Source organism: Nocardia sp. CDC519 (assembly GCF_059509835.1).
The window spans coordinates 3,456,413-3,477,581 of sequence record NZ_CM183377.1 but is presented as its reverse complement, the minus strand read 5'-3'; the positions used below and the strand labels follow the sequence as shown (position 1 = coordinate 3,477,581).

Sequence of the window (21,169 nt, the reverse complement as noted above, 5' to 3'; positions counted from 1 at the left end):
CACTCAGGCGATGGACAGGGCGATGCCGTCGAGGATGTCGTGTTCGCTGACGACGAGTTCGGAGATGCCCGCGCGACGGGCGAGTTCTTCGGAGAGCACCTCGGTGATGACGGCACCTCCGCCGATGACGTCGACGCGGCCGGGATGCATCGGGCCGAGGGCCGCACGCTCATCGTGGCTCATCGCGACGAGGCGGTCGCAGACGTCATGCAACTGCTCGAGCGTCAACCGGGTGAGATGAACGCGCTCGGAGTCGTATTCGGGTAGATCGAGGGCGACGGCGGCGATGGTGGTCATGGTGCCCGCCACGCCGACCCAGGTGTGCGCCGAATCGACAGGCACATGCGTGAAGGCCTCGGCGAGGCGTTCGGCGGCGAAAGCGCGTGCGGCGCTGACCTGTTCGTCGTCGGGCGGGTTGCCGGGCAGGCAGCGTTCGGTGATCCGGACGCAACCGATGTCGGCGGAGTAGGCGGCGTGCACGCCATCGCTGTCACCGACCACGAGTTCGGTGGAGCCGCCGCCCAAGTCGACCACGACGAACGGTCCTGCGTCACCGGGCAATTCGCCCACCGCGCCGGAGAACGACAGCCGCGCCTCCTCATCGCCGGTGATGACCTCGGCCTCCGCGCCCGGCACCACCGCGCCGAGTTCGGCCCTGGTCATGGCGAAGAAATCCGCGCGGTTGGCGGCGTCGCGAGTGGCGGAGGTGGCGACCATGCGCACCCGGGCCACCTGGTGTTCACGCATGAGCGCGACGTAGTCGGCGAGCGCGACGCGGGTGCGTTCGATGGCTTCGGGCGCGAGCCTGCCGGTGGCGTCCACACCCTGGCCGAGCCGCACGATGCGCATCTCGCGGTGCACGTCGGTGAGCTTGCCGTCGGCGCCGATATCGGCGATCAGTAAGCGGATCGAGTTCGTGCCGCAATCGACCGCGGCGACCCTGTCACTCATGCTGTGTCCTCCTGCACCCGGCCGAAACGCGCCGACCGGCTCATGCGTCCTGATCCGCCCGCTCGAATCGCGGCCAATCCGCCGGGACCGCCGTCCCACGCAGGCCGTGTTCGGCGGCCAGCGCCACGGCCTCGTCGCCGAGCGGGTTCACACCGGGGCCCTTGGCCAGCGAATGCGCGATCAGCACATGCAGGCATTTGACCCGCTCCGGCATGCCGCCGCCGGTGAAATCGGTGCCCAGCGGCTCGATGGCGTCGCGTTCGGCCAGGTAGCTCTCGTGGGCGGCGCGGTAGGCGGCGGCCAGTTCGGGGTCGCTGCCGAGGCGTTCGGTCATCTCGCGCATCACGCCCGCCGATTCCTGCCTGCTCGCCTCCGCCGTGAGCCGCGGGTCGGTGAGGTAGTACAGGGTCGGGAACGGGGTGCCGTCGGGCAGCCGTGGCGCCGTCTTCACCACCGCGGGCACACCGTCGGGGGTGCGGTAGGCGATGGCGAGCACCCCGCGCGGGGTGCGGCCCAGCTGTTCGGCGATGATCCGCAGATCCCGGTCGTCGGGTTCGGTCACCTGGGTCCTTCCGGGTTCGGCGCGGGCGCGGCCGGCGGCGTCGTTGTCGCCGGTGCGGGTTCGGGGGCGGGCTGCGGTTCGGACACACTGCGCCACAGGCCGGTATACCATGGATCCGGTTCCCGCGACGGCGTCGTCGGGCCCGGACGCGCTGGTGCCTCGATGCCGGGAACCTGCACGATGTACGGCGTTTCACCGGGCATCACCAGGCGCAGCCGGTCCTTGGCCTCGGAGCGGATATAGGCCGGATCCTGCTGCTGCGCGCGACGATCACGCAACCGGGCCAGATCGTCTTCGAGCTGCCTGCGTTCCTGAGCCAGCTGCGCGGCCTCGGTCCGCTGACTGAAATAGGTGCGCATCGGCACCGCCAGGGTCAGCGCCAGCGCGCACACGACCATCGCCAGGATGACCGCCTTCCCGGTGGACAAACCGAGGATGGTGCGTTCGGGTGTGTCCTTGCCCGCCGACTTCTTCTTGCGGGCGCTGATCTTGCGCGGCTCGGCCTTGTCGTCGGGGCGGCGCCGCGCGGTCCGGCTCGGCGCCGCGGCCCGGCCGTGCTGATCGGCGGCGGGGCGGGAGCGGGCGGCACGCGACGTGCGGCGGTCGCCTCGTCCGGCTGGACTGGTACCACGCGCACGTCGCTCCGTCATATCCCTACCCCATGTATCGCTGCTGTCAGTCCTCGAACGCGAAGCGCGGGAACGCGACGTCGCCCGCGTAACGCGCCGAATCACCGAGGGCGTCCTCGATGCGCAGCAGCTGGTTGTACTTGGCCACGCGCTCGCTGCGGGCGGGCGCGCCGGTCTTGATCTGACCGCTGCCGACGGCCACCGCCAGGTCGGCGATGGTGGTGTCCTCGGTCTCGCCGGAGCGGTGGCTCATCATGGTCTTGTAGCCGTTGCGGTGGGCGAGCTCGACGGCGTCGAGGGTCTCGGTCAGCGTGCCGATCTGGTTCACCTTCACCAGCAGCGCGTTCGCGGCGCCCTTGCTGATGCCCTCTTCCAGGCGCTCTGGGTTGGTGACGAACAGGTCGTCGCCGACCAGCTGGATCTTGTCGCCGATCTGATCGGTCAGCGCGACCCAGCCGTCCCAGTCGTCCTCCGACAGCGGGTCCTCGATGGAGACCAGCGGGTAGGCGGTGAGCAGGTCGGCGTAGAACTGCGCCATCTCGGCGGCGGTCCGGACGTTGCCCTCGAACTTGTAGCCGGCGTCGGAGTAGAACTCGGTGGCGGCCACGTCCAGCGCCAGCGCGACATCGCTGCCCAGCTTCAGGCCGGTCTTGGCGATCGCGGAGCTGATCAGGTCCAGCGCCTCACGGGTGCCTGCCACGTCGGGGGCGAAACCGCCTTCGTCACCGAGGCCGGTGGCCAGGCCCTTGGACTTGAGCACCGACTTGAGCGCGTGGTAGACCTCCGCGCCCCAGCGCAGCGACTCTTTGAAGGTGGGCGCACCGATCGGGGCGACCATGAACTCCTGGACATCGACGCCGGTGTCGGCGTGCGCGCCGCCGTTGAGGATGTTCATCATCGGCACCGGGAGCACATGCGCGTTCGGGCCGCCGAGGTAGCGGAACAGCTCGAGACCCGAGGATTCGGCGGCGGCGCGGGCCACCGCGAGCGACACACCCAGCAGGGCGTTGGCGCCCAGGCGCGACTTGTCCGGGGTGCCGTCCAGATCCAGCAGCACCTGGTCGACGGTGCGCTGCTCCACCGCGTCCAGACCGATGACGGCCGGGGCGATCTCGTCGAGCACACCCTCGACGGCCTTCTGCACACCCTTGCCCAGGTAGCGGTCGCCACCATCGCGCAGTTCCACCGCCTCGTGCTCACCGGTGGACGCGCCGGACGGCACGGCCGCCCTGGTCAGCGTGCCGTCGTCGAGGGCGATCTCGACCTCGACGGTGGGGTTTCCGCGCGAATCCAGGATCTCGCGAGCTCCGACCTGTTCGATGATGGCCACGAAAACGACACTCCTTCGGCTGCTGGCACGGTGGTTGCTGACGTGTTGGCCGTGCGCTGCGAGCCTAACGCCCACCGCGCTGTGGGAGTAACCGGCACTCCGGGTGCAGCGCTGTTCGGCGGCGCCGCGCACGTGGGCGGCCTCACACCCGCCTGCCGACGCTGTAGGCGGCGGCACGGTCGCGCACGTCCATCATGTAGCTCTCGGAGCGGTTGTAGGTGAACAGCGCCTTGGACCAGCCCTCCGGTGTGGTGAGCACGCCGCCGCTGTCGCAGAGATAGCGGGCGGCGGTGAGGGCGGCGTCGTCGATGCTGTGCGGATCGATCACGCCGTCGCCGTTGGCGTCCACGCCCCAGCGCTTCCAGGTTTCCGGGATGAACTGCAACGGGCCGACGGCACGGTCGTGCACCGGATCGCCGTCGAGGGCGCCGTTGTCGGTGTCGGGGATGCGCGCGACGCCAGGGGAGCCGTCCAGTGCGATGCCGATGATCGGCGGCTCGACACGGCCGGTCCCGCTCACCTCCGAACCGCGGTAGGTGCCGTGCTTGCTCTCCACGCTGCCGATCCCGGCCAGGGTGGTCCAGGCGATGCCGCAATCGGGCCGCGCACGCACCATCACCGCGGCCGCGTACCCGTAGGCCTCCAGCGCCGGCACCGGGATGCGCAGCGTGTCGGCGTGTTCGGTGGCCCAGGCGTTCAGCTGGGCGGCGGTGCGTCCGGGCGCGTCGATATCGATCACGGGCAGCGGCGCGCCCGGGCCGGGCGGCAGCCCCTCCGGGATCGGCACCAGGTCGCGGTCGATCCCGCAACCGGCGAGCACCAGCGCGGCGAGGGTTACGGCGATCGCGCCGGTCTTCTTCGAGAGCACCCTTCCATCATCCAGATCGGTGCGGCCGGTGAGAGGCGCCGCGCGGTGGGGTGGGTCACTCGGACCCCGCCGGACACGTTTGCGACAGAGGGTTGCGGCAATTCGGCAGATATCCGATCAGTCGAGGTGCGGGCATATGACCGATGACGTGGAGAAACGCTGGACCGACGAGGGAACCTACCGGCGGGCGGCGGTGTACGCGCTGTCCGTGATCGGGGCGGCTGCCGTCGTCTTCGGCATCGCCGCGTTCTGGGCGAGCGCGCACTGCGGTGAGCACGAGCCGCTGATGTGCGATGCGCCCGCCCAGTCGGCGATCCTGATCGGGCCGACCGTGGTGGCGCTGCTCGGCGGGATCGGCGCCTTCGTGCAGACGCTTCGGCAATGGCGACGGGGCAGCAACTGGGTGATCTGGCAGGGCGCCGGATGGTTCCTGTTCACGCTGACGATGTTCTATATCGCCATGGGCGCGCGGTCCATCGGCGCGACCTGAACCGGCGGCCCGCTTCCGGCGCGTGTGTTGCGGGCACCCGCCTCATGCCGATCCCGCGCCCGGCCCTATCCGGCGCCGAGAGCGAAGACGAGTGTTGCCAGCCCGCCGAGAGTGCACAGCAGGCCGATCAGGTTGGACCAGAACTCGATTCGCGCGATATGCCGGTGACGTTCACGGTGCCGGAAATACCCGGAGGTGGGGATCCAGTCGCCGACGAAACAGAAATCCGCGCTGCGCCGCGCGCGGGCACCGAGCACGTGCGCGACAGCACCCGTCAGCAGCGCCGCGACCGCGACCGTGCTGAAGATGGCGATGCCGGCGATTGCCAAGGAATGAGCCATGAAAACCCCCTGTGACCTCTGGTTCCTCAGCAGTGTGGCAGAGGGGTACGACAAGTTCGGGCGGGCCGGCGTAGGCCTTCCCGCGCGGGCGTGAGAGCGCTCGGCCGTTTCCCGCACAGCCCGAACGCCGGGTCGAGGCGGCGCATGAATCGATCGCCGCCGACCTCGTCCGGTGGGAGCTCCCGGACGGCCGGTGGAGTGCGCAGGGCCGGGTCAGTGCAGCAGCTCGCGGGTGGCCGCGTGGTCCGGGGCGGCGAGGACGGTCGCGCTCGGGCCGGACTCGACCGGGCGGCCGTGGTCGAGGACCAGGATGTCGGGGCAGTTGGCAGCGACGACTGCCATATCGTGCGTAATGAGCAGCAGGGCGGTGCCGCGCTCGGTGCGGATGCGGTCGAGCAGGGACAAGATGGCGTCGGCGGTGGCGTGGTCGAGCGCTGCGGTGATCTCGTCGCACAACAGGACGGCGGGTTCGGCGGCAAGGGCGCGGGCCAGGGCCACGCGTTGACGTTGGCCGCCGGAGAGCTCATGTGGATAGCGGGTGGCGAGCGCGGGATCCAGTTCGACCGACGTCAGCAATTCGGAGATCTGTTGCCGCAGTTGTTGTTTCGATAGACGATCGAAGAGACGCGCCTGCACCCGATCGATCTGCCCCCGGCGGGCGTGTGCTCGACGTTTCGCGACCCGGCTCAGCGGGCGAGCCAGCGTCTGCGCGACGGTGCGGCGCGGATTGAGCGCGGATCTCGGATTCTGCGTGACGAGCTGAATCCGGTTGTGCGCGTGCGAATCCCTACGCGAGGCAATGAGCGGCAGCGACGCGCCCTCCAGTTCGAGCGAACCGGAGCCCTCCCGGTGCAGGCCGGCCAGCACCCGCGCGAGGGTGGTCTTGCCCGCGCCGGAGGCACCGACGACGGCCAGTGCCGACCCGCGAGCGAGCGTGAAGTCGATCCCGGACAACACCGGCTTCCCACCGATCGAGGCGCACACCTGCTGCGCGCGCAGGACGATCGGCTCGGCACCGGACGCCGAAGCGTCGCCGCGCACTCGGCGGGCCGACACACTGCCGAGCTCGACGACCTGATCGGCGATCGAGTGCACGGTCTCGGTGTCGTGACCGGTGAGCACAACCGTGACGCCGGCCTCCGCGATCCCCGAGATCACGCCGGCGATCTCGGCGCGCAGCGCGGCGTGCAGCCCGGCGAACGGCTCGTCCAACGCCAGGATGCCGGTGCCACGGACCAGCGCACGCGCCAGGGCCACGCGGCGTTGCTGCCCGCCGGACAGCTCGTCGGGCCTGCGATCCAGGTGTGCGGCGGACAGGCCGACCTGTTCCAGCGCCTGCGTCAGGGCCGTGCCCGAGCTGTCGCGCGCGACTTCGGCCAGCAACGTCCGCACCCGCATGAGCGGATTGAGCGCCGAACCGGGATCCTGCCCGACATAAGCGATCCGATCGCGGCGCAAGGCCCGCAACTGCGCCTGCTCGAGCGTCAACACCGAGCGCCCGGCCACGGTCAACCCGCCCTCGACGCGCACATTCGCCTCCGGCAATTGCCCCAGTAGCAACCGCAGCAACGTCGTCTTCCCGCATCCCGACGGCCCGGTCAACGCGGTGACCCCACCCGGCCCCGCCCGAAAGGAGATCGGCCCCAACAGTTTCTGCCCACCCGATCCGACCACGACGACACCGTCCACAACCACAGCGGCGTCATCCACCCGTCGCACCGCATCACCGGCCGCCGCCCGCACACCCACACCGCTACCAGCCCCCGCGACGTCGCCCCGACCAGCTACCCCCGCGCCGGTATCGGCGGCGTTGGGCGGAACACCCGCACCGTCGCGCCGCCCAGCAACCACCCCGGCCGCACCTGCCACATCGCGCGACCCAGCATCCCCAACGGCTCCCATGCTCAACTCAGCAGCCCGCGCACTCGAATCGTCGCGCGCCCCTCCGGCTCCCGCACTCGAACCAGCAGCACGCGCACCCACATCGTCGCGAAACCCAGCAGCCCCAACACCCTCGAACGGTCCGGTGGCTGCGGGCCGGGCACCGGGAGACGTCGTGGCGTTCGGCGCCACGTCCCGGCCGAATTCCGAGACCGCGAGGTTCACGCTGACCGCCACGATCGCGATGGCGAGGCTCGGGGCCAGCGCTGCCCATGGGTTCAGCAGGAGGCCGGAGGTGTTGTCGCGGACCATGACGGCCCAGTTGGTGGCGCCGAGGGTGGTGGGCAGTTGCAGGAAGGAGGCGGTGGCTACCAAGTAGACACCGGCCACGAAACGCAGGCCGAGTTGAGTCGCGAACACTTCGCGCAGGTTGGGCATCACCTCGCGGAACACCAGGTGGGGCAGTGTTTCTCCGCTGGCCTGCGCGGCTTCCACATAGCCACTGGCGGCCACGCCCGCGGCCGCGGCGGCGAACACGCGGGCGCAGTAGGGCGCGCCGAAGAGCAGGGCCAGCACGATCAAGCCGGCCACCCCCGCATCCGGCCAGGACGTCAGCACGAGCAGGATGCCGAGGACCGCGGGCAGCAGGATGACGAAATCCATGCCGAGTTCGATCACCGCACCCGCGCGTGGACGTAGCGCCGCCACGACGCCGAGCACGCCGGCCACCACGGTCACGACGACGGCGATCACCGCGGCCGTCAACAACAGGCCCCAGCCGCCGTACAGCAGACGGCTCAGCACATCCCGGCCCAGCCGGTCGGTGCCGAGCCACGCCGCACCACTCGGGCCGGCGAACGGGATCCCGACGGGCTGCTCGGCACCGCGCGCGGCCAGACTCGGGCCGAGCACCGCGAGCACGACCACCAGCACAGCGGGCGCCACCGCCGCGATCCGCCGCAAGTTCATCACCGCATCACCGCCGTAGCTCGAGCGCGGCCGGCCGGCCGTCGACGTCGCGATCCGCGGCCGCGAAGGAACTCCCGCGCGGCGTTCACATCCGCCCCCGCAGCGCCCAGGTCCGCACCGCATCCGCCGCGGCCAGCATCACCATGATCACCACACCCGTCAGCGCCACGACCGCCGCCATCAGTGCGGTGTCCCGGTCGGCGACCGATGCGGCCAGCAGCGCCCCGAGCCCCGGATAGTTGAAGATCGTCTCCACCACGAGGGCACCGCCGAGCAGCATGCCGACGGTGGTGGCGAAGCTCGCGACGATCGTCGGCAGAGCGAAGGGCAGCACATGCCGGGTCAGCACCGTGCGCTCCGGAAGCCCGTCCAGCACAGCCGTTTCCACATGCGGAAGCCGGGCGGCGTCCGCCAGGGCCGCGCGCACGACCCTGGTGTTCCAGCCGATCTGCGGGATGGCCAGGGCGAGCACCGGCAGCACCAGCATGTCGGCCGAGACCGGGAATCCGGAACGGCCGGTGATGGTCACCGCCGGCAGCCAGCCGGTGGCCAGCGAGAACACCAGGATCAGCAGCGTCGCGACCACGAACTCCGGCACCGCGACGGCGGTCGTGGTACTCGGTTGCAGGACGCGGCCGAGCGCACCGCGTGGTCGCACCGACCACCAGGCCCCGAGCGCCAAGGAGGCGGCAATCGTCACCGCGAAAGCGAGGCCGCCGAGCAGCAGCGTCTGCGGGAAGGTGTCGGCCAGCAGCTCACCGACCGGTCTGCCGCGCGCGGTCCGGCCGAAATCGCCGGTGAGCACGCCGGCGAGCCAATCGCCGAAGCGCACCGGCAGCGCACGGTCCAGGCCGAGTTCGCGTTCCTTCGCCGCGACCGCCGCCTCGGTGGCGTCACGGCCGAGGACGGCGCGGGCGGTGCTGCCCGGCAGCAGATCGACGGCCGCGAACACCGCCGCCAGCAAGACGACGAGCAGGGCGACGCGCCGGATCAACAGGCGGGCGAACCTGATCACGACAACCAGGCGCGTTCCAGTTGCACCCGCGCGTAACCGCCGAGCGTGGGCAGATCGTGTACCCGTGTGGTCGCGATATCGATGCCGTCTGCCATGCCCCACACCAGGTAGCCGCCGCGCTCGTGCTGGATGCGCTGCAGCTCGCGTGCGGCGTCGGCTTGATCGGCCGGGTTCTGCGCCGCCAGCGCTTTCGCCGTGGCGCCGTCGAAAGCCGGGTCGCGGAAGGCGGTTTCATTGCGGTTGGAGGCACTCGACATCAAGCTGTTGGCGAAGAACAATGTGGAATCGTTGGTGCCCCAGGAGATCGTGTAGAACGGCGCGAGCAGCCAGGTCTGGTCGTAGAAGGTGTTCGGCTCCTGCGTCACCACTTCGACCCGCAGTCCGATATCGGCCAGCTGGGTGGCGATCACCTGCGCCGACTCCACCTCGCCCGGAGCCTCCGCCTTGGTCACCAGCTGGTAGCCGCGGCCGGTGTCGAACCCGGCCTCACGCAGCAGGTTCTTCGCGCGGTCGATATCGCGGGAGCGCTGCGGAATGGCTTTGTCGTACAACGGATCCCCGGTGCCGAGGATGTCGTTGGCGACGGTGCCGTATCCGGAATGCACCTGGTCGACCAGCGCGCCGCGATCGACGCCGAGGCGCACCGCGGTGCGCACCCGTGGATCGGCGAATGGCCCGTCGGAGGCGCGCATGGCCACCCCGACGACGGTGTCGTTCGCCCTGCGCACCACCTGGAGATCGCCGCGCCCGGCCGCGGTGCGCCCGGCGATCGCCCCCACATTGGAGGCCAGGTCGATCTGGTTGCCGAGCACAGCGTTGCCCAGCGCGGTGACGCTGTCGAACATGGTGACCTCGATGGCGTCGAGCAGTGCCGGTGTGCCGTGCCAGCGTTCGTTGCGCACCAGCCGGGCGGTGCCGCCCTCGAAGGATTCGAAGCGGAACGGCCCGGTGCCGTTCGGCTGGGTGAAGTCGGTGGTGTCCTTCTTGACGGTGAACGTCATCAGACGCACCAGCAACGGGATCTGCGAGTTGGGTTCGGGTGTGGCGAGCACGATATGGCCCGGTCCGTCGGCGGTGATGTCCTCGGCCGCCACGGGCATTTTGGACGGCCCGCCCTGCTCGCGCAGTCGGCGCAGCGACCAGACCACGTCCTCGGAGGTGACCGGGCTACCGTCGTGGAAGGTGGCGCCCTCGGCGAGGGTGAACCGCCACCGCTTGCCCGCGGCGTCCGGTTCCCACGCGGTGGCCAGCCGCGCGGCCACGGTCGGGTTCGCCGCCGGCACCGTCAGCGGGTCGTAGACCAGCGAGGTGACGAGGAAATCGCTGTCATTGCTGAGGTTGGCGTGTGGATCGCGTTCCAGGCGTGCGCGGGTGCCGAGCGCGCCGACCCGCAAGGTGCCGCCAGACCGCGGTGGACCGGCCGATTCTGTCCCATTCGAACAGGCAGCCGCCAGCAGTACGGCGCCGACACCGACACCGGATCGCAGCAACTGTCGTCGGTTCAAACCCATTGCGCCGCCTTCCCTACCGAAACACACCCGCCCGTCGACCCCGGAGAAATCACCCAGGGAAGGCTAGCCTAATCGTGTTCTGCGTCTCTCGGCGGCCGATGTGCGAATTGGGTGATACCGCCCACTAGCTGCGCTTCGGCTCGGTTATGCTACATCGCTATCCAATCGCCAAAGTTAGGTAAGCCTTGCTCTAGCTCGAGGGAAGCACTAGCTTCGCAGTTCGAATCGTCACCACTCGCTTTTCGACCCGATGCGAAGAAGGGAATACCTGGTGAAAAGCGTTCTCTCCGAACGTAAGACGCTTCACCCCCAGATGATCGAACGACGCGAGCTCCCCCTGGCCGCCGCACGCGCGGTGCGCGAGCTGGCTCGTGTGATAGGCGACACACTCGGTTATTCGGGCGTCGCCGGCGCGCAGGCCGCGCGCACGCTCACCGACCCGGCTCTCGTCGCCCAGGTAGCGGCCCGCGCGCACGAGTTGCCGGCCGAGGTGCGCCACGCCATGCGCCCGCCGCAGACCTCGGCCGGCGCCGCCATCGTCAGCCGACTGCCGCTCGACGACGCCGAATGCGGCCCGACCCCGCCCAGCTGGCGCGAAGCCGCGCTGTGGAGCGGGGATTCGAGCACGCGCTCGTGTTCGCTCGAACTCGACATCGTCATGCTGCTGCTGGCCCGATCGGCGGGCGAACCGTTCGGCTGGCAGGGCCAGCAAGACGGACGCTTGGTCAACAACATCGTCCCCGCGGCAGGCCATGAGCACGAACAATCCGGCGCGAGCAGCAAAACCCTGCTCAGCCCGCATACCGAAGACGCCTTCCATCCCGGCCGCGCGCATCTGCTGATGCTGTCGTGCCTGCGCAATCCCGACCGCGTCGGTACCACCGTCTCCTCGGTGCGCCGGGTCGAGCTCAGCGCGCGACAGCGGCGACTTCTCAGCACACCCGTGCTGCCGATCCTGCCCGATGTCTCCTATGGCTCCGGCTACGATCGCGCGACCGCCACACCGGTGCCCACGTTGTGGAGCGCGAGCGAAAACCACGGGGAAACCGGCGATCTGACGATGCGGTACGACCCCGCCTACACCCCGCTCGACGACGCCGATCCCGAATATCGCTCGGCCTACGCGCACCTCACCGACGAGCTCGAACGCGTCTGCGTCACCGCGGCTCTCGAACCCGGTGAGCTGCTGTTGGTGGACAACGACGTCGCCGTGCACGGCCGGGTGCCGTTCACCGCCCGCTACGACGGCACCGACCGCTGGCTCAAACGAGTGAACATCCGGTTACCCGATCGACGCCGGCCCGACGCCGAGGCCGGTGAGAATGGGTATGGACAGCTATTGGTCCGCCCATTCCGGGCGGCCGGACCGGAAACGGTTCCGGCGGAAGTAGAGCGGGACGGCACAGCAGATGATCGAGGATCCTTTGAGCACGCGTGATCGAGTCACCCCACTGCGGGTGCTGAGCCGAAGCGACCTCGCCGACGTGCCGATCTCGCCGTCGGCCGTGGTGCGGGCGGTGGAAGACGCGTATCTCGCCTTCGCGGCGGGAGATTCGGACAATCCACGGAAGTTGAGCGTCGCCAATCCGGATGGCTGGTCGGTGGCCTACGCCATGCTCGGCCGCGACGGCCGCCGCCGGGTGGTCGCGATGAAGACCTCCTACAAGTTCGATCCCGGTCACGACCGCAGCACCAAGCGGTACTACACCACCATCACCCTCTACGACGACACCACCGGCGCCCCGATCGCGATGATGGACTGCGCCCGGGTCGGCGCGCTGCGCACGCCGGCGGTCTCGGCCCTGCTGGTGCGCGAAACCGCCCGCCGCGACGCCGACACCGTGCTGCTCATCGGCACCGGCACCCAGGGCCGCAACGCGCTGCCGCATCTGCTCGCCGCGAATCCCGGGCTGCGCAAACTCATGCTGTACGGCACCCATCCGGAAGGCATCGAGGCGGTGCACCGGCAGTTGGCCGAACATCACCCGCACGCGATGCTGGAGACGGTCAACGATCCGCGCGCCGCCGCGTCTGCGGCGGATGTCGTGCTGGCGACGGCGGGGCCCGGCACCGAGGTGGCGCTCGAATCCGGTGATCTGAAGGCCGGTTCGGTGGCGGTGCTGGTCGGGTACGGGCTGGCACCGTCCACCCTGAACGACGCCGACCGCGTCGTCGCCACCAGCGCCGCGCAAATGGCGGTGACCGGCACCGATATGGCGGGCCCCGACGGCGTGCTGCGGCCGGTGGACGCCGAGCTACCGCAGATCCTCAGCCGTCGCGCCGTCGCAAGGCGTTCGGAGAAGGAGCGGATCTTCGTCTACAACAGCGGGCTCGTCCTCACCGATATCGCCGTCGCGCACGCACTCGCCGAACGCGCCATCGCCGAAGGGCGCGGCACGGAGGTACCGCTGTGGGATTGACCGAGGCGCAACCGGTAGGCACCGGTGCCGCGCAGGCCGATGGCACAGCGGCCGGGCATCGGGTGATCGGCACGGTCGAGCCCGACCCCGGAGCCGGCTCGATCATGGCCGCGGCGCTGCCCGCGTACCGCGACGAGTGGGAACAGCGCGTGCTCGACGACCCGAACCTGCTGGGCGACATCGCTTTCGCCGTCGGCGGGCCGTTCCACCTGATGTATCCGGCACGGGTCGCTGGTAATGTCCGCGGCTTCCAGGATGCGTTCGCGCAGGCGGGCGTCGACGGTTTCGTCTACTTCGGCAAGAAGGCCAATAAGGCCGCGTGTGTGGCACGGGCGTGCGCGGAGCAGGGCGCGGGCGTCGATGTGGCGTCCACCGGCGAGCTCACGGCGGCGCTGGCGCAGGGCATTCGCGGCACCGACCTGATGGTGACCGGGCCGGAGAAATCCGATGACCTGCTGTGGCTCGCGGCCAGGCACGGTGCGCTGATCGCGGTGGACAGCGTCGGCGAACTCCAGCGGATCGCCGCGCTCGGCCTCGCGGTCCGGGTGCTGCTCCGGGTGCTTCCCCCCGCCTCGGCCAGCCGGTTCGGAATGACGGAGGCCGAGCTCGAGCAGGCCCTCGATGCGGCGACCGCCATGGCCTCGATCCGGCTGGAGGGCTTCAGTTTCCACCTGTCCGGCTACGACCCGGTGCCGCGCGCCGAACTGGCCGCCGAGCTCGTCCGCCGGTGCCGGTACGCGCGCACGCTCGGTCATCCGGCGGACACCATATCGATCGGCGGCGGCTTCGGCGTGGACTATGTGCCCGCCGAAGCCTGGTCCGGTTTCACCGACGAGGCCAGCCGCCGCTGGTTCCACACCGGCAAGAAGTTCGACAGCTACTACCCGTACCACTGCCCCGCCCCGGGACCGGCCATGCTCACCACCATCCTCGCGCGGGACGGCCTGGCCGAGAGCCTGCGCGAGAACGGCATCCGCCTGGCCATCGAACCCGGCCGGGCACTGCTCGACCGCGCCGGCAGCACCGTATTCCGGGTGCAGGGCAGCAAGACCCGGCTCGCGCACGGACATCCGTACCGCATCCTGACCGTCGACGGCAGCAGCCTGAGCCTGTCCGAACAGTGGTTCGACAGCGAATACCTGCCGGATCCGGTGGTGTGGCCGCCGGGCCGTGGCACGGTCACGCCCACCGTGGTCGGCGCGGCGACCTGTCTGGAATCGGACATGCTCAGCTGGCGCCGGATCCCGCTGTCGCGCGCGGCCGAGCCCGGCGATCTGCTCGTCTACCCGAACACCGCCGGCTATCAGATGGACTCCAACGAGTCCGCGTTCCACGAACTGCCGATCCCACCCAAGGTGACGCTGCACGACGCGCCGGGCGGCAGGTACCGCTGGAAGCTCGACACCGAGTGAGTAATCGGCGCACGGCCGCCGACGCTGCCGCGCGCCCCCCGTTCCCATCGACCCCGGCTCAGCTCCGGGACCGTACCGACCGAGGAGACCTTCCATGCCGCTCGTCACGCGTGTGACGGACCTGATCGGCCGCACCCCGTTGTTCGAGCTGGCGGCCACCGCGACCGGCACCAGGCTGCTGCTCAAGCTCGAACAGTTCAACCCGACCGGCGCCGCCAAGATCCGGATGGCGCGCGAAATGGTGCTCGATGCCGAGCGAAGAGGTTTGCTGAGCGATGGCGGGCATATCATCGAATCGACATCCGGCAACACCGGCCTCGGCCTGGCGGTGGTTGCCGCCGAACGCGGCTACCGCTTCACCGCGGTGGTCGATCACCACGCATGTAAGGACAAGCTGCGCGCGATGCGAGCAATGGGTGCGGAACTGGTGTTCGTCGCCGATGACGGCGACGACAACCTCGCCACCTCGGCCCGCGAGGACCTCGCCGAGGCGATGGCCGCCGCCGAGGACGACGCCTACTTCACCGAACAGCACAACAACGACGCCAACGCGGTGGGGTACTACGCGGTGGCCGAAGAGTTGCTGGAAGACGTCGAACGCGTCGATATCCTGCTGTCCGCGGTCGGCACCGGCGGTTCGCTGTTCGGCACCGCCACCCGGCTGCGTCAGCTCGGGTGCGTGCCACGGGTGATCGGCGTCGAGCCGGTCGGTTCGATCGCGTTCGGCGGGCCCGGCGGCCCGTACTGGCAATCCGGCACCGGAACTCCGCCCGGCGCCACCATCGGCACCGCCGTCGACTATTCGCTGCTCGACGAGGGCGTGAAGGTGACCGATGTGGCGGCCTTCGCCACCGCGCGCGCCGTCGCCGCCGAGCTCGGGCTGATGCTCGGCGGCTCGGCGGGCGGTTCGGTGCACGCGGCGCTGACCCGGCTCGACGAGTTCCCGCCCGGCTCCACCGTGGTGACCATCGTGTGCGACGGCGGCGAGAAGTACCTCGACACCGTCTTCGACGACGACTGGATGCGGGCCAGGGACCTGCTCGATCCCGAGACCGAACGCGAGGTCAAGGACATGCTCGCCCGTTACACGCCCGCCGCCCGCCGAAATCATCTGGTGGAGGCGCGGTGAATCTGTCCGACTTCCGCGCCGACAGCAAACGGCTCACCGCCCTGGCGACGCCGATCGCGTTGACGCAGCTGGCACAGATTGCGGTCTCCACCACGAATATCGCCCTCATGGGCAGCCTCGGCGTGCGTCAGGTCGCTGCGGGCGGTCTGGCGATCGTGCTGTTCAACCAGATCCGGACCATGTGCGTCGGGCTGATCACCGGCAGCGGGAACCAGATCGCCTCGGCGGTGAGCGCGGCGGGCAAACGCGGCGTCAGCGCCGACCGTGAGGTCCGCGAGGTGGTGCGGTCGAGCTTCCTGATCGCCACGCTCGCCGGCCTGCTCGGCGGCGTCGTGCTGGTCGGGCTCGGCTGGTCGCTGCAATGGCTCGGCCAGGACGCCGGTGTGCTCGCCGACGCGCGCCCGATGATGGTGGCGCTTGCGCCCGGGCTGCTGCCCTGCCTGTGGTTCCAGGTGCTGCGCCAGTACACCGTCGGCATGCAGAAACCGCAGGCGCTGCTGCTGGTGACGCTCGGTTCGGTGGCGCTGAATCTGGTGCTCGCGCTGACCTTCATGCACGGCTGGCTCGGCCTGCCCGCGCTCGGGCTCACCGGCATCGGCGTGGCGACGTCGCTGGTCTTCCTGATCACCTTCGCGGTGTTCTGGGCGATGGTGCGCCGCGACCAGGAACTCGCGGCGGGCCTGTCGCTACGGCCGTGGCCGGTGCGGATGACGACGGTGCGCGCCGAGCTGAAGCTCGGGGTGCCGATTTCGCTCACCTACGGTTCCGAGGCGGGCATGTTCTCGGTGCTCGCACTGGTCATGGGCAGCATCGGGCCCGCGGCTCTGGCGGCGCACAACGTCGTCTATCAGGTCATCTACATCGTGTTCCAGGTCGCGATCGGGCTCTCGCACGGTGCGTCGATCCTGGTGAGTCATGCGGTGGCACGCGACGAATTCGACCATGCGCGGGCGCTGGCGTGGCTGGCGCTGCGCCATGCCGCGGTGATCGCCGCGGTCACCGGCGTGGCCTATGTGGTGATCCCCGATCTGGTGCTGCGGCCGTTCCTCGATCCCGGCGACACCGCGACCATCGAGGTGGCGAAGACCCTGTTGCTGATCGGCATCGTGCTCCAGTTCTTCGACGCCGCGCAGAACATCGGCAACGGACTGCTGCGCGGGTTGAAGGCCACCAAGGCCGGATTCCGGTTGTCACTGGTCGGCTATTGGCTGGTCGGCCTGCCGACGGCGCTGCTACTGGCGTTCCCGGCCGGGCTAGGCGCCGCGGGTGTGTGGTGGGGGCTCACCGCGGGCCTCGCGGCCACGGCGGGGTTGATGTTGCGGCGCTACTTCACGCTGCTGAATACGGCTGCGCGTGAACATCCCGGGATGCTCCCACAGGCGCTCGGTACACCGGGCTGAGCCGAGGCCGATCGCTGCGAGGATCGTTCCCGCAGGACGACGATATTGCCTACGGTCCCTCCCGAATATTAGGCTAGCCTCACCATACTTGCACGAAGAAGGGAGTCGCGGTGCGCGTCGTCATTCTGTTCGGGTCGGAGATGGGTACGGCCGAGTCCGCCGCCGAAAGTGTGGCCGACGAGCTCGCCACTCATGACGTGTCGGTCTACGACATGACCGATGTCGATATCGACGACCTCGACGTCCGCGACTTCCACATCATCGTCTGCTCCACCTACGGCGACGGCGAACTGCCGACCGGCGCCGAACCGTTCTTCGACGCGTTGAACGCCCGCACACCGAACCTCGCGGGCTTGCGGTTCGCGGTGTTCGGGCTCGGCGATTCCGTCTACGGCGACACCTTCAACCGTGGCGGCGAGATCATCGCCGAGAAGCTCGCCGAATGCGGTGCGGTGCAGGTGGGCGAGCACGCCCGCCACGATGCGTCCACCGAGATCAAGCCCACTGCGATGGCCCGTGAATGGGCGCGCGGGTTGCGCATCACCGACGAGGCGGCACTGGCCGCGGTCTGATCGCGGTGCACCGCAGCCGATCTGATCGCGCGCGCTCGCGGCGGCCGACCGCTCATCCCGGGCCGGTTGTCGGGGTCAGCCCGTAAACTGGGTGCGGAGTGCGGCACAGCCCGTCGCGCGCGTCGATTAATGAGGTGATGAACATGGCAGCCGGAGTCAGCCCTGCGCAACATCAGGACCCCTCGACCGATCATCCCGAGCTGGACGTGCTGCCGGAATGGCCCACCGAGACCATCGCCGTGCTGGTCACCACCGATCCGGCGCCGCACGCGATTCCGGTGTCCTGGCCCGTGCGCGCGGGTGACCGCGCGATTCTGCTGAGCCTGAAGTTCGACCGCGGCTCGCTGGCCCGGCTGCGGGAACGGCCCGAGGTGGCGTTGCTGATCCTGGCCGGCGGCAATGTCGCGCTGTGCGCGCGCGGCACCGCGAAGGTGATCGCGGAGGAAATGCCGGACGCCACCGACTACGTGGCGGTGCGCATCGACGTCGACGTGATCGACGATCACCGCCAGTCGGCGTTCCAGGTGGACAAGGGGATTCAGCGCACCGTGCTCGACGCCACCGAACTGCACGCGCTGGAGGGCCGGGTGGCCACCCTGCGGTCCTGGGCGGAGAGCGAGAGCTGAACCACGGCGGCGTCGCCTGCCGTTCGACATAATCGTGGGCAAGGGCGCAGCGTCAGCGCCGCGAGGAAGGGGAACATGAGCGTCACACTGGCCAAAGGCGGCAATGTCTCGCTGTCCAAGCAGGCCCCGAATCTGACCAAAGTCGCCGTCGGCCTCGGGTGGGACGTGCGTACCAGCACCGGGGCCGATTACGACCTCGATGCCAGCGCGCTGGCCACCGGACCCGACCTGAAAGTGCTGTCGGACCAGCATTTCATCTTCTACAACAACCTGCGCTCGCCGGAGGGATCCATCGAGCACACCGGCGACAACCTCACCGGTGAGGGCGACGGCGACGACGAGGTGATCAACGTCGATCTGGCGGCCACCCCGCCCACGATCACCAATATCTTCTTCCCGGTCTCGATCCACGAGGCCGATACCCGCAGGCAGTCCTTCGGCCAGGTGCGCAACGCCTACATCCGGGTGGTGGATTCGACCACCGGCTCGGAACTGGCGCGTTACGACCTCAGCGAGGACGCCTCCACCGAGACGGCGATGGTCTTCGGCGAGCTCTACCGGCACAACGGGGAGTGGAAGTTCCGCGCCATCGGCCAGGGTTACGCCTCCGGGCTCGCGGGGATCGCGCGGGACTACGGCGTCAATATCTGAGCTGTCCGCAATCGAAGACGGCGGGTGCGTGAGGATTTCACGCACCCGCCGTACTCTGTTGGAGGGTACCCGCCTTCCGGCGTACCGTTTCAGGCGCCGACCAGATCCCCGTCCCGCTCCCGCGGGCCCGCACTTTCGCGAATACCGAAGCGGTCGTGCAGTTTCCGCAGCGGGGCGGGCGCCCACCAGGTCCAGCGTCCACCGAGTTTCATGGTGGCCGGCAGCAGGAACCCACGAATCAAGGTGGCGTCGGCCAGCACGGCCAGCGGCAGCCCGATACCGAACGCTTTCATGAAGGTGATGTCGGAGACCAGGAAGCCGAGGAACACCACCGAGATCAGCACCGCCGCCGCGGTGACGATCCGGCCGATTCGCTCCAAACCGACTGCGACCGCCGCGGTGCCGTCACCGGTGCGTTCGTACTCCTCGCGGATCCGCGACAGCAGGAACACCTGGTAATCCATGGCCAGGCCGAACGCCACCCCGAACAGCATGATCGGCACGGTCGAGGCCAGCGTCCCGGTGACGGTGAAGCCGAGCAGGTCCGACAGATGCCCGTCCTGGAAGATCCAGACCAGCGCACCGAAGGTCGCGGTGAGGCTCAGGCAGCTGAGCAGTACCGCGACCACCGGCAGGAACACGCTGCCGGTCAACAGGAACAGCAGGATCAGCATCATCGCCAGCACCACGCCGAGGGCGATCGGCAGCCGGTCCAGCAGGGCCTCGGTGGCATCGGCGCTCACCGCCGACACGCCTCCGACCAGCGCCTCCGACGGCGCGTCGACATCGCGGATGGTGCCGACCAGATCCTCGAGCACGGCGGCATCGTCGGTGGCGGGCACCACCGACAGGTACACCCCGCCGTCGGCGGCGAATCGCGCGTTCAGTGCGGACGGCGGCGCGATCTGCGCACCATCGGCATAGCTGCCGCTGACGGTATCGACCCGCTGCACATCCGGCAGCGCCGACAGCTGCTGCGCGTACTCGGGCACACCCGAACCGCCCTGCGGCAGTACCACACTCAACGCACTCTGCTCACTGGTATCGAACTCCGCGCGCACCGTCTCGGCGACCTGCCGCGACGCCGACGCTTCCGGCATCGACCGTTCGTCCGGGTACCCGAGCTTCAGCCCGAGGAACGGTGCGCCGAGGAACAGCAGCACCACCGTCACCGTGATCGCCACCGTTCCAGGCCTGCGCATCACGAACATCGCCAGCCGGTGCCAGCGGCCTTCGTGCAGTTGCCTGGACTCGTTGTTGCGCCGGCGGATTCGCCAGTTGTCGACTCGGGTGCCCAGCATCGCCAGCAGCGCGGGCAGCACCGTCAGCGAGCTCAGGGCGGCGATCAGCGCCACCGCGATACCCGCGTAACCCACCGATCGAACGGCCAGCAGCGGGAAGAACACCAGGCCCGACAGCGCCACCGCCACCGTGACCGCCGAGAACGCGACGGTGCGCCCGGCGGAGTTCATGGTGTTGCGCAAGGCCTGCCCCGGGTCGACCCCGGCCTCGAGTTCCTCGCGGTAGCGGCTCACGATCAGCAGGCTGTAATCGATCGCCAGGCCGAGCCCGAGCAAGGTGACGACATTGATGGCCAGCGCGTTCAGATCCGTCACCCCGGCCAGCAACCACATCGCCCCCATGGTGAGCAGCACCGTCACCATCGCGACCGCCAACGGCAGCAGCGCCGCCATCACACTGCCGAACACCAGCACCAGCGCGATCAGGGTGATCGGGAAGGCGATGGATTCGCCGGTCACCGCGTCCTTCTCCGACTGCTCCACCATCTCGTGCTGGAGCATGGCGTACCCGCCGACCTGGACGTCGAGGCCGTCGTGGGTGCCGGAGTAGCGCGGCGCCAGATCGGTGATCCGGTCTTCGACAGCGTCGTCGTCACCGAGGATGGTGGCCACCACCAGGCCCGTGGAGCCGTCGGCGCTGCGCAGCGCGGGCGGCTTGCCCGAGGTCCAGTAGGAGGTCACGCCGGTGACGTCGGCTTCGCCGGTCAGCCGCTGCACCAGCGCGGTCGCCGCCGCGGTCGTGCCGGGATCGTCGACCGAGCCGCCGTCGACCAGCAGCACCAGGTTCGGCTGGCCCTGCCCGAACTGGTCGCGCAGCACCTCGGCCGCCACACCGGACTCGGCGCCCGGATCGTTGAATCCGCCGCCCTTCAACTTGTCGAACAAGGTCGAACTACCTGCTCCGGCCAGCATGAGCAGTACCGCGAAGAGAACCAGTACGGCACGTCTGCGCCGCATGATGAGATCGATCAGTCCCGCCGGCATTACTGCCTCCTAGTCGCGTCAGTGCGGGTGGATACACGACTCGGACGAGACAGCGGACGCGGATGTGATGGCTTCGGTCGTCGCTGCGGTGCAGCTCACAGTCACCGGGCGGTGGCGACGGTCGGAC

General features: G+C 69.5%; 19 protein-coding genes. 9 read left to right on the top strand and 10 right to left on the bottom strand.

The window, feature by feature from the left end:
- Nucleotides 1-3 precede the first annotated feature (3 nt).
- The 5 genes from AC5W7N_RS15235 to AC5W7N_RS15215 form a co-directional block, all read right to left on the bottom strand.
- Nucleotides 4-951, bottom strand: a complete 948-nt coding sequence (locus tag AC5W7N_RS15235) for a Ppx/GppA phosphatase family protein (protein WP_490724821.1) — start codon at nt 949-951, stop codon at nt 4-6.
- A gap of 40 nt (nt 952-991) precedes the next feature.
- Entirely contained in the window at nt 992-1,513 is a 522-nt protein-coding gene (locus AC5W7N_RS15230) for a DUF501 domain-containing protein (RefSeq protein ID WP_163811423.1), read from the bottom strand.
- Entirely contained in the window at nt 1,510-2,163 is a 654-nt protein-coding gene (locus AC5W7N_RS15225; protein WP_195020015.1) for an FtsB family cell division protein, read from the bottom strand. Before AC5W7N_RS15225 ends, AC5W7N_RS15230 begins: the two co-directional genes overlap by 4 nt.
- Nucleotides 2,164-2,188: 25 nt before the next feature.
- Nucleotides 2,189-3,472 carry a phosphopyruvate hydratase gene (gene eno, locus AC5W7N_RS15220; RefSeq protein WP_138450834.1) on the bottom strand — a complete coding sequence of 428 codons (1,284 nt, stop codon included), beginning with the start codon at nt 3,470-3,472 and terminating at the stop codon, nt 2,189-2,191.
- 142 nt (nt 3,473-3,614) lie between these two features.
- Nucleotides 3,615-4,340, bottom strand: coding sequence for a lytic transglycosylase domain-containing protein (locus tag AC5W7N_RS15215; RefSeq protein WP_163811420.1), 726 nt, complete (start codon nt 4,338-4,340; stop codon nt 3,615-3,617).
- 136 nt (nt 4,341-4,476) lie between these two features.
- On the opposite strand from AC5W7N_RS15215, the gene AC5W7N_RS15210 reads away from it, so the two are divergent.
- On the top strand, nt 4,477-4,830 hold the full coding sequence (locus AC5W7N_RS15210; protein WP_163811418.1) for a hypothetical protein: 354 nt from the start codon (nt 4,477-4,479) through the stop codon (nt 4,828-4,830).
- A gap of 65 nt (nt 4,831-4,895) precedes the next feature.
- Here the strand turns inward: AC5W7N_RS15210 and AC5W7N_RS15205 are convergent, their stop codons facing one another.
- From AC5W7N_RS15205 to AC5W7N_RS15190, 4 genes are all read right to left on the bottom strand, one after another.
- Nucleotides 4,896-5,171, bottom strand: coding sequence for a hypothetical protein (locus AC5W7N_RS15205; protein ID WP_195020016.1), 276 nt, complete (start codon nt 5,169-5,171; stop codon nt 4,896-4,898).
- 213 nt (nt 5,172-5,384) lie between these two features.
- On the bottom strand, nt 5,385-8,021 hold the full coding sequence (locus AC5W7N_RS15200) for an ATP-binding cassette domain-containing protein (protein WP_324197351.1): 2,637 nt from the start codon (nt 8,019-8,021) through the stop codon (nt 5,385-5,387).
- An 85-nt stretch (nt 8,022-8,106) separates the two neighbouring features.
- Nucleotides 8,107-9,036, bottom strand: coding sequence for an ABC transporter permease (locus AC5W7N_RS15195; RefSeq protein WP_163811414.1), 930 nt, complete (start codon nt 9,034-9,036; stop codon nt 8,107-8,109).
- Nucleotides 9,033-10,547, bottom strand: coding sequence for an ABC transporter substrate-binding protein (locus AC5W7N_RS15190; protein WP_195020017.1), 1,515 nt, complete (start codon nt 10,545-10,547; stop codon nt 9,033-9,035). The genes AC5W7N_RS15195 and AC5W7N_RS15190 overlap by 4 nt, the downstream gene beginning before the upstream one ends.
- A 313-nt stretch (nt 10,548-10,860) precedes the next feature.
- Between AC5W7N_RS15190 and AC5W7N_RS15185 the strand changes: the two genes are divergently transcribed.
- The 8 genes from AC5W7N_RS15185 to AC5W7N_RS15150 all read left to right on the top strand — a co-directional run bounded on the left by AC5W7N_RS15185 (nt 10,861) and on the right by AC5W7N_RS15150 (nt 18,757).
- Nucleotides 10,861-11,985, top strand: a complete 1,125-nt coding sequence (locus AC5W7N_RS15185) for a TauD/TfdA family dioxygenase (RefSeq protein WP_195020850.1) — start codon at nt 10,861-10,863, stop codon at nt 11,983-11,985.
- Nucleotides 11,957-12,967: an ornithine cyclodeaminase family protein gene (locus AC5W7N_RS15180; protein WP_175585809.1), complete on the top strand. Its 1,011-nt coding sequence runs from the start codon at nt 11,957-11,959 to the stop codon at nt 12,965-12,967. Before AC5W7N_RS15185 ends, AC5W7N_RS15180 begins: the two co-directional genes overlap by 29 nt.
- On the top strand, nt 12,958-14,379 hold the full coding sequence (locus AC5W7N_RS15175; RefSeq protein WP_416383072.1) for an alanine racemase: 1,422 nt from the start codon (nt 12,958-12,960) through the stop codon (nt 14,377-14,379). Before AC5W7N_RS15180 ends, AC5W7N_RS15175 begins: the two co-directional genes overlap by 10 nt.
- A gap of 94 nt (nt 14,380-14,473) precedes the next feature.
- Entirely contained in the window at nt 14,474-15,508 is a 1,035-nt protein-coding gene (locus AC5W7N_RS15170) for a PLP-dependent cysteine synthase family protein (protein WP_195020018.1), read from the top strand.
- Nucleotides 15,505-16,908 carry an MATE family efflux transporter gene (locus AC5W7N_RS15165; RefSeq protein WP_163811406.1) on the top strand — a complete coding sequence of 468 codons (1,404 nt, stop codon included), beginning with the start codon at nt 15,505-15,507 and terminating at the stop codon, nt 16,906-16,908. The genes AC5W7N_RS15170 and AC5W7N_RS15165 overlap by 4 nt, the downstream gene beginning before the upstream one ends.
- A gap of 110 nt (nt 16,909-17,018) precedes the next feature.
- Entirely contained in the window at nt 17,019-17,480 is a 462-nt protein-coding gene (locus AC5W7N_RS15160) for a flavodoxin domain-containing protein (RefSeq protein ID WP_163811405.1), read from the top strand.
- Between the two features lie 143 nt (nt 17,481-17,623).
- A complete protein-coding gene (locus AC5W7N_RS15155) occupies nt 17,624-18,106 on the top strand; it encodes a hypothetical protein (protein ID WP_163811403.1) in 483 nt (160 codons plus the stop codon).
- Between the two features lie 75 nt (nt 18,107-18,181).
- Nucleotides 18,182-18,757, top strand: coding sequence for a TerD family protein (locus AC5W7N_RS15150; protein ID WP_163811400.1), 576 nt, complete (start codon nt 18,182-18,184; stop codon nt 18,755-18,757).
- A gap of 89 nt (nt 18,758-18,846) precedes the next feature.
- On the opposite strand, the gene AC5W7N_RS15145 is transcribed toward AC5W7N_RS15150, so the two are convergent.
- Nucleotides 18,847-21,042, bottom strand: coding sequence for an MMPL family transporter (locus AC5W7N_RS15145; protein ID WP_194989324.1), 2,196 nt, complete (start codon nt 21,040-21,042; stop codon nt 18,847-18,849).
- Nucleotides 21,043-21,169: the final 127 nt, after the last annotated feature.